This window comes from Streptomyces sp. NPDC051921 (assembly GCF_040680975.1).
Classification (GTDB): domain Bacteria; phylum Actinomycetota; class Actinomycetes; order Streptomycetales; family Streptomycetaceae; genus Streptomyces.
The window spans coordinates 1-1050 of record NZ_JBFAXU010000064.1 but is presented as its reverse complement, the minus strand read 5'-3'; the positions used below and the strand labels follow the sequence as shown (position 1 = coordinate 1050).

At 69.9% G+C, this 1050-nt stretch carries 2 protein-coding genes; both read right to left on the bottom strand.

What is annotated here, in order from left to right; all coding sequences use genetic code 11:
- Window positions 1-96, bottom strand: a 96-nt coding sequence (locus AB0M16_RS36195; RefSeq protein ID WP_365350799.1) for an adenosylhomocysteinase, incomplete at its 3' end; no start/stop codon positions are given.
- On the bottom strand, window positions 89-952 hold the full coding sequence (metF, locus tag AB0M16_RS36190) for a methylenetetrahydrofolate reductase [NAD(P)H] (protein WP_365350805.1): 864 nt from the start codon (window positions 950-952) through the stop codon (window positions 89-91). The genes metF and AB0M16_RS36195, both read right to left, overlap by 8 nt.
- Window positions 953-1050: the final 98 nt, after the last annotated feature.

The window sequence follows — 1050 nt, the reverse complement described above, 5'->3', positions numbered from 1 at the left end:
GAGGCCGGGCATCTCGTGCTCGGCGAGGGTGATCTCCTTGCGGCCGAACTCCGCCAGACCGATGTCGGCGACCTTGAAATCGGTGAACTCAGACATGTGCCCCAACTCTCCTTGCGCTGACGATGTTTCGGTGGATTTCCAAGGCCGCCGTGGACTTGTTGAGCGTGATGTAGTGCAGGCCGGGCGCCCCCTCGTCGAGCAGGCGCAGGCCCGTGGCCGTCGCGTGCTCGACCCCGATCCGGTACGCGGCCGCCGGGTCGTCCTTGGCCGCCTCCAGGCGGTGCGCCAGGTCCTCCGGGAAGGCCGCGTCGGACAGCTCGGCGAAGCGGCGGATCTGGCGCACGTCGGTGGCGGGCATGATCTCCGGGATGATCGGGGTGTCGCACCCGGCCGCGGTGACCCGGTCGCGCAGCCGCAGGTAGTCCTCCGGGTCGAAGAACATCTGGGTGATCGCGTAGTCGGCGCCCGCCCTGCACTTGGCGATGAAGTGGGCGAGGTCGCTCGCCGCGTCGGGTGATCGCGGATGCCCCTCGGGGAAGGCCGCCACGCCGATCCGAAAGTCCCCCAACGACCGTACGAGCTCGACGAGTTCGTACGCGTACGTGAAGCCCTGCGGGTGCGGCGTCCAGGTGCCGCGGGGATCGCCCGGCGGGTCGCCGCGCAGCACGAGCACGTCGCGCACGCCGGCGTCCGCGTAGGCGCCGATGATCGCCCGCAGCTCGGCGACCGCATGCCCGACGGCCGTCAGGTGCGCGACCGGTCGCATAGTGGTCTCCGTCACGATCCGCTTCGTCACGTCGATCGTCCGGTCGCGGGACGAGCCGCCCGCCCCGTACGTCACGGAGACGAAGTCCGGTGCGAACGCCTCCACGCGCCGGATCGCGTCCCACAGGGTCTGCTCGCCCTTGTCGGTCTTCGGCGGGAAGAACTCGAACGAGTAGGTGGGGGTCACAGGCGGCGTCCTCCCGCGTTGAAGTAGGTGGCTTCCGGGTGGTGGACGACGAAGGCGTCCGTGGACTGCTCGGGGTGGAGCTGGTACTCCTCCGACAG